This window comes from Roseomonas chloroacetimidivorans, from assembly GCF_049629625.1.
Lineage (GTDB): Bacteria > Pseudomonadota > Alphaproteobacteria > Acetobacterales > Acetobacteraceae > Roseomonas > Roseomonas chloroacetimidivorans.
This window is the reverse complement of sequence record NZ_JBNBZS010000063.1, coordinates 25,082-31,169: the sequence shown is the minus strand read 5'-3', so window position 1 is coordinate 31,169 and position 6,088 is coordinate 25,082. Positions and strand designations below refer to the sequence as shown.

Genomic DNA, 6,088 nt, shown 5'->3' with positions numbered 1-6,088 from the left:
TGGCTCCACCGAGGTCGAGGTGAAGGAGCGCAAGGATCGCGTCGACGACGCGCTGCATGCGACCCGCGCCGCGGTTGAGGAAGGCATCGTTCCCGGTGGTGGCGTGGCCCTGCTGCGCGCCAGCCTGAAGCTGGCCGACCTCAAGGGCCTGAACAACGACGAGCAGGTCGGCATCGAGATCGTTCGGCGCGCCATCCAGGTGCCGCTGAAGCAGATCGCCGAGAACGCTGGCAAGGACGGCGCCGTGATCGCCGGTGAGGTGCTTCGCACCGACACCTACGAGTACGGCTATGACGCCCAGACCGACGAGTACAAGAACCTCGTCGATGCCGGCATCATCGACCCGACCAAGGTCGTGCGCACCGCCCTGCAGGACGCCGCTTCCGTGGCCTCCCTGCTGATCACCACCGAGGCGATGGTCGCCGAGCGTCCGGCCAAGGCCGCCGCTCCGGCCGGTGGCCCCGGCGGCGGCATGGGCGGCATGGGCGACATGGACTTCTGATCCTCAGGGGGATCGGCTTCGATCCCCCACCGGACGGGATTTCAAGAGAGGGGGCGGCCCGGCGACGGGTCGCCCCTTCTTCGTTATGAGACGGGCTGATTTCGGCGGGAGGCTTGGCGATGCCGACGGGAACAGTGATCTGGTACCAGCCGCATAAGGGCTATGGCTTCATCCGGCCCGACGATGGTGGGCCGGACGTGATGGTGCATGCCTCGGCGGTGGAGGCGGCCGGGCGCCGGGAACTGAAGAAGGGTGAGGAAATCGCCTATGAGGTCGAGCAGCGGCCGAAGAAGCCGGCACCTTCGGTAACGCGCATCCTGCCTGGCTGACGCACGGATTCGCCGGATGCGCCGCAAGGCGCATCCGGCGAATCCGATCCTACTTTTCTTCCCAGATGCGGAGGGCGGAGGTCTTGCTGAAGACGCCCTTGGCCATCTCCGCCTGATGCGTATCGGCGGCTGCAACGACGACGGCGGCCACAGCCTTCTCGGAATCGGGCTTCACATCAGGGCTGCTTGCCGAAGCAACGCCCTCCGACGCGGCGGCCGCGCCGATTCCGGCAATGGCGGCCGCGGCGATGGCGGCCAGGGCCGCGCCGCCCGTTGCGATGACGGCTCCCGCCGCCGCCATGCCGGCGCCTGAACCTGCCAGCTGCGCCCCCATGCTGCGGAGGTTGCGGTGCTCATCCTCCTGCACCTTCCCCTCCATTTCATTTGGCGCGTGGGGCGGCTCCTGAGTCACCTCGGCGGTACGAACGGCGATTCGATCGCGGGGGATGGCGTCGGCATCCAGGTATTGAAGAGCGTCCTCCGCCGCCTCTCGCGTGGCGAAGGTCGCCACGACATGGGAGTGAACGGACTGGTTCTGCGTCTCGGGCATGTCATGCTCCCTCCGGGTGTCATGCCCTGCAACGCGGCTGTGGCGGGGTTGTTGCCGCCGGCTCCTGCCTCAGATGACCTGGAACCGTGCCTTGGCCGCCCGTTCGATCGCGCCGGCGACGAGGCGGTCGATATCGAGGGTGATGCGGAAGTCCTGGAGGAAGCGAAGCTCATCCTGGCTGGCATCGCCATCGGCGGCAGCGATCTCGCAGGCCAGCAGATAGGCGGTCTCACGCAGGCGGGACGGCAGGGCGTCACGGATCATTTCCGAGGCGCGGTCCAGCCCGTCCGCCTGGTCCATCAGGGCGAGGACGATCTCGGTGACCGTGTCGATCTCGGCAGCGTGAAAATCGCTGAAGACCGGAAGTTCACGTACAAGCCGCGACATGGCGGCGAGTTCCGCATCGGTCATGCCACGATCGCTGATCCCCATCAGGACCATGGAACAGATCAGGGCCTCCTGCGCGCTGAACCGCGTCGGAAGGGGGGTGGGGGCGGCATCCGAGATGTGTGTATCCATGGTGATGGAAGGCTTCTTCCTCTCCAGGGCTGCCGTCAATGATTTGGGTGATCACCATTCAGGAAGCGGCGGGTTTCCCGGACAGCATCCGCCAGGCCCATGCGGCGGGGAATGACCCCTTCCGGCAGACCGGCAAGTAGGCGGGAGGGTGCGCGGGCGTCGAGCAGGACGAAGACCCCGCGGTCATCGGCGCGGCGGATCAGGCGGCCGAAGGCCTGGCGCAGGCGGTGGCGGGCGATGGCGTCGTCATAGGCCTTGGGACGGCCGCCGGAGAGATGGGTGCGACGCTCCCGATGCAGGATGGTCGGGCGGGGCCAGGGAATGCGGTCGAAGACAAGGAGACGCAGAGACCGGCCGGGCACGTCCACCCCGTCCCGCAGGGCGTCGGTGCCGAGAAGGCAGGAGTCCTCCTCGGCGCGGAAGACATCCACCAGGGTGGCGTTGTCCATCGCATCCACATGCTGGGCATAGAGGGGAAGGCCGGCAGCCTCCAGCCCCGGGGCCATGCGGGCATGGGCATCCCGTAGCCGGCGGATGGCGGTGAAGAGGCCCAGCGCGCCACCGCCGGAGGCACGGAAGAGCTGCTCCATGGCCATGGCCGCCTGTGGGCCTTCGCGGGAAACGTCGGTAACGACGATCGCGAGGGTCTGGTTCGGGTAGTCGAAGGGGGAGGGAACGGCCGCGCGGATGGCGGGGGATGGAAGATGGTTGGCGCCGGTGCGGACCTCTGCCTCTTCCCAGGCGGCCTCGGGGTCGGGCTCGCCGCTGTCGCGCAGGGTGGCGGAGGTGATGAGGAGGCCGTGCGCGGGGGCGGCAACGGCGGCCGCGAAGGGCTCGGTGGGATCCAGGAAGTGGCGGTGCAGGGCGGCGTCGATCACGCGGCCATCGCGGCGGGTGATGGCGAGCCAGTCCACATGGGCCGGGCGGGTGCCAGGCTCAGGCGGCCGGTCGGAGAGGGCCTTGAGCATGGAACGCCAGGCACCGAGCGGGCGCAGGCCGCGCCGGTCCACCGTGCGGCGGGCGGTGTCCAGGCGGATGCGGTCGCCGGTTTCCAGCTCGGCATCCGGGTCTTCCAGCAGGCCGGTGATGCGGGCGTGCAGGGCGCGTAGCGGGGTCTCGATGAGGGCGAGGGCTTCCTCCAGCGCGGTGCCTGCCTCAGTCAGGCCCGGGTTGAGGGGGTGGAGATCGCATTCGGCATCATAGCCCGTATCGGCCTCGGGGCTGCGGGCAAAGACCTGGAGGATGACGGTGCGGAGGAAGCCCTCGCCCGGATTGGTCTGGGCACGGTGCCCGGGAAGGGGCTCCTGTCCATCCTCGTCGAAGGTATGCTGCTCCTCGGGTTCGCCGAGGCGCGAGGACCAGCCGGGGCCGGGCAGGCTGCCGGCGTGGCGCAGGGCTTCCTCGATCAGCGGAAGGAGGGCGGGGTGGTCCGAGGTGATCTCCTCCAGCCGGCGGCGCAGGCCGCGGGCGCGGCCCCGGGCCCCTTCGGCGCCCAGAAGCCAGCGGCGAAGTTCTGCCATTTCGCCGCCGCTGATCTCGGCCGAGAAGGCGCCATCGGCAGCATCGAAGAGATGGTGGCCCTCATCGAAGACGTAGCGGATGGGCGGGCGGTCCTCGCCGCCGCCCAGGGCAGCCTGGATCATCACCAGGGCATGGTTGGCGATGACAAGCCGCGCGGTGCGGGCGCGGCGGATGGAATGTTCCACGAAGCAGCGGCGCCAATGCGGGCAGGCAGAATGGATGCATTCGCCGCGGCGGTCCGTCAGCCCGGCGACATGGCCCCAGGGGAAGAGTTCCGCGATCCAGCCGGGAAAGTCGCCGCCCTGCATGTCGCCGTCCCGTGTGGCGGCGGCCCAGCGGGAGACGAGGGAGAGGGCCAGGAGGCGGGAAGGCATGGCGCCGCTCACCGCCTCGTCATGGTTCAGAAGGCAGAGATAGTTCTCCCGGCCCTTGCGGATGACGACGTGGCGGCGGCGATCTTCCGGATCAGGGTAAAGGCGGAAGAGTTCCTGGTCGATCTGGCGCTGGAGGTTGCGCGTGTAGGTGCTGATCCAGACGGGAGCGCCGTTGCGCTCGGCCCAGAGGCTGGCCGGGGCGATGTAGCCCAAGGTCTTGCCGGTGCCCGTGCCGGCCTCCGCCAGGACAAGCTGCGGCTGGCCCTCAGCCTCGCGCGGGGCGAAGGCAAGGGAGGCGGCGGAGGCGTAGTCGGCCTGGGCGGGACGGGTTTCCGATCCCTCGCCCAGGATCTCGGCCAGACGCTTGCGGGCTTCCAGCGGAGCGACTGGAAGGGAGGCGGGTGGGGTAGGGGGCGCGGTTTCCTCCCACTCCGGCAGGTGCCGCCAGACTTTCAGCGCGTCGGTGGAGGAGCGTGCATCGGGCTGGCCAAGAGCCGCGAGAAGGCTGGGCGCCCAGACCCAGTCGGAGGCGTCTCGGAGCCGGGCCGCCAGCTGGGCGGCGTCGCGGTTGATTGGCGCGTGGCGCGTGGAGGCAAGACGACGAAGGAGGGTGGTCGCGATCTCCGGCAGGAGGATGGCGGCGGCCTCGTCATCCTTCGGCGGTTCCAACTCCAGCGCCAGGGCGAGTCCACGCGGGGTGGGGGCGGCGAGCTGGGCCGGGAGGACGAAGGCGAAGAGCTCGAGCAGGTCGTAGGCGACGGGGAGGGGGGCGAGGCCCAGGCGGCGCGCGGTGGCCGGGGCGTGGACAAGGAGCGGAGGGGGCAATTCCTCCAGGCGGCGGGCCAGCGCGCCGGTCGGAAGGGTTTCGATCTCGCCGTCAGGGGTGAGCAGGGTGGCGCGGCCGATGCCGGCAACCAGGGTGGGAGCTTCAGGCAGCAACAGGCGGGGCGTGACCGAAGCGGGCGGCATCGGCGGGTCTATACCTGCTTTGTTCGCGTGGGGGAGCCCGAAGCTGCTATATTATTGTTTTACGGAAGGGGTTCGGGTGCTGACTTAGCTTGTATAAGTCGTGCATCCCGATTTGCGGATGAACCAAACCAGGAAGGCAAGCGTGAACCACATGGCGCCAGCGGCCACCGCCCAGACTACCGCACCGAAGCTGAAGCCCGGTGTCGTTACCGGCCAGGATTACCTGACCCTGCTCGAGGCCTGCCGCGCGGGCGGCTACGCGCTGCCGGCCGTGAATGTCGTGGGTACCAACAGCATCAATGCGGTGCTGGAGGCTGCGGCGAAGAACAAGGCGGATGTCATCATCCAGCTTTCCAATGGCGGCGCGCGTTTCTTCGGCGGCGAGGGCTGCCCGGACGCCAATGCGGCCCGCGTGCTCGGCGCCGTCTCGGCCGCGCAGCACGTGCACACCCTGGCGGCCGCCTATGGCGTCTGCGTCGTGCTGCACACGGACCATGCCGACCGCTCGCTGCTGCCCTGGGTGAACGCGCTGATCGATCATGGCGAGGAGCACATGAAGCGGACGGGGCAGCCGCTCTTTTCCTCTCACATGATCGACCTCTCGGCCGAGCCGCTGGACGTGAACATCGAGGAATGCGCCAAGGTCCTGAAGCGCATGGCCCCGCTGGGCATGAGCCTGGAGATCGAGCTGGGCGTGACGGGCGGCGAGGAGGACGGGATCGGCCATGATCTCGACGAGTCCGCCGACAATGCGCATCTCTATACCCAGCCGGAGGACGTGCTGAAGGCCTGGGAGATCCTCTCCCCGATTGGTCACGTGACCGTCGCGGCCTCCTTCGGGAATGTTCATGGGGTCTATGCGCCAGGCAATGTGAAGCTGCGGCCGGAGATCCTGAAGGCATCGCAGGAGGCGGTGGCTGCCAAGTTCGGTGGCGGCAGCAAGCCGATGAGCCTCGTCTTCCATGGCGGCTCGGGCTCGGAGAAGGACAAGATCGCCGAGGCCGTGTCCTATGGCGTGTTCAAGATGAATATCGACACGGACACGCAGTTCGCCTTCGCGGAACCGGTCGGGGCTTATGTCGAGGCTAATCCGGTGGCCTTCAGGCACCAGATCGACCCGGCCACCGGCAAGCCGCAGAAGAAGCTCTATGATCCCCGCAAGTGGCTGCGGGCTGGTGAGAAGGGCGTGGCGAAGCGACTGGACGAGGCCTTCGCTGATCTCGGCTCGGCCGGGCGCAGCTTGGCGGGCTGATCGGGCACGGGCGGAGGCTCCGGCTTCCGCCCGGTTTTCCGGACCGCCGGTGAGCAAGGATGGCGAGCCGGG

General features: G+C 68.7%; 6 protein-coding genes. 3 read left to right on the top strand and 3 right to left on the bottom strand.

Features of this window, described 5'->3' with window-relative positions:
• Both ACO1BU_RS27915 and ACO1BU_RS27910 read left to right on the top strand, forming a co-directional pair.
• The coding region (locus ACO1BU_RS27915; protein WP_424139239.1) for a TCP-1/cpn60 chaperonin family protein at positions 1-502 on the top strand (502 nt) is incomplete at its 5' end.
• Between the two features lie 119 nt (positions 503-621).
• On the top strand, positions 622-831 hold the full coding sequence (locus ACO1BU_RS27910; protein WP_159349990.1) for a cold-shock protein: 210 nt from the start codon (positions 622-624) through the stop codon (positions 829-831).
• A gap of 49 nt (positions 832-880) precedes the next feature.
• Here the strand turns inward: ACO1BU_RS27910 and ACO1BU_RS27905 are convergent, their stop codons facing one another.
• From ACO1BU_RS27905 to ACO1BU_RS27895, 3 genes are all read right to left on the bottom strand, one after another.
• A complete protein-coding gene (locus ACO1BU_RS27905) occupies positions 881-1,381 on the bottom strand; it encodes a hypothetical protein (protein WP_424139238.1) in 501 nt (166 codons plus the stop codon).
• Positions 1,382-1,450: 69 nt separating this feature from the next.
• Positions 1,451-1,900, bottom strand: a complete 450-nt coding sequence (locus tag ACO1BU_RS27900) for a tellurite resistance TerB family protein (protein ID WP_424139237.1) — start codon at positions 1,898-1,900, stop codon at positions 1,451-1,453.
• Between the two features lie 35 nt (positions 1,901-1,935).
• Positions 1,936-4,764 carry an ATP-dependent DNA helicase gene (locus ACO1BU_RS27895; RefSeq protein WP_424139236.1) on the bottom strand — a complete coding sequence of 943 codons (2,829 nt, stop codon included), beginning with the start codon at positions 4,762-4,764 and terminating at the stop codon, positions 1,936-1,938.
• 151 nt (positions 4,765-4,915) lie between these two features.
• On the opposite strand from ACO1BU_RS27895, the gene fbaA reads away from it, so the two are divergent.
• Complete coding sequence (gene fbaA, locus ACO1BU_RS27890; protein WP_424139240.1) at positions 4,916-6,016, top strand: class II fructose-bisphosphate aldolase; 1,101 nt, start codon at positions 4,916-4,918, stop codon at positions 6,014-6,016.
• Positions 6,017-6,088 lie beyond the last annotated feature (72 nt).

Excerpts from the sequence above, each read along its gene's own strand:
- fbaA (WP_424139240.1), top strand. The coding sequence starts at position 4,916 with ATGGCGCCAGCGGCCACCGCCCAGACTACCGCACCGAAGCTGAAGCCC.
- ACO1BU_RS27910 (WP_159349990.1), top strand. The coding sequence starts at position 622 with ATGCCGACGGGAACAGTGATCTGGTACCAGCCGCATAAGGGCTATGGC.
- ACO1BU_RS27895 (WP_424139236.1), bottom strand. The coding sequence starts at position 4,764 with ATGCCGCCCGCTTCGGTCACGCCCCGCCTGTTGCTGCCTGAAGCTCCC.
- ACO1BU_RS27905 (WP_424139238.1), bottom strand. The coding sequence starts at position 1,381 with ATGCCCGAGACGCAGAACCAGTCCGTTCACTCCCATGTCGTGGCGACC.
- ACO1BU_RS27900 (WP_424139237.1), bottom strand. The coding sequence starts at position 1,900 with ATGGATACACACATCTCGGATGCCGCCCCCACCCCCCTTCCGACGCGG.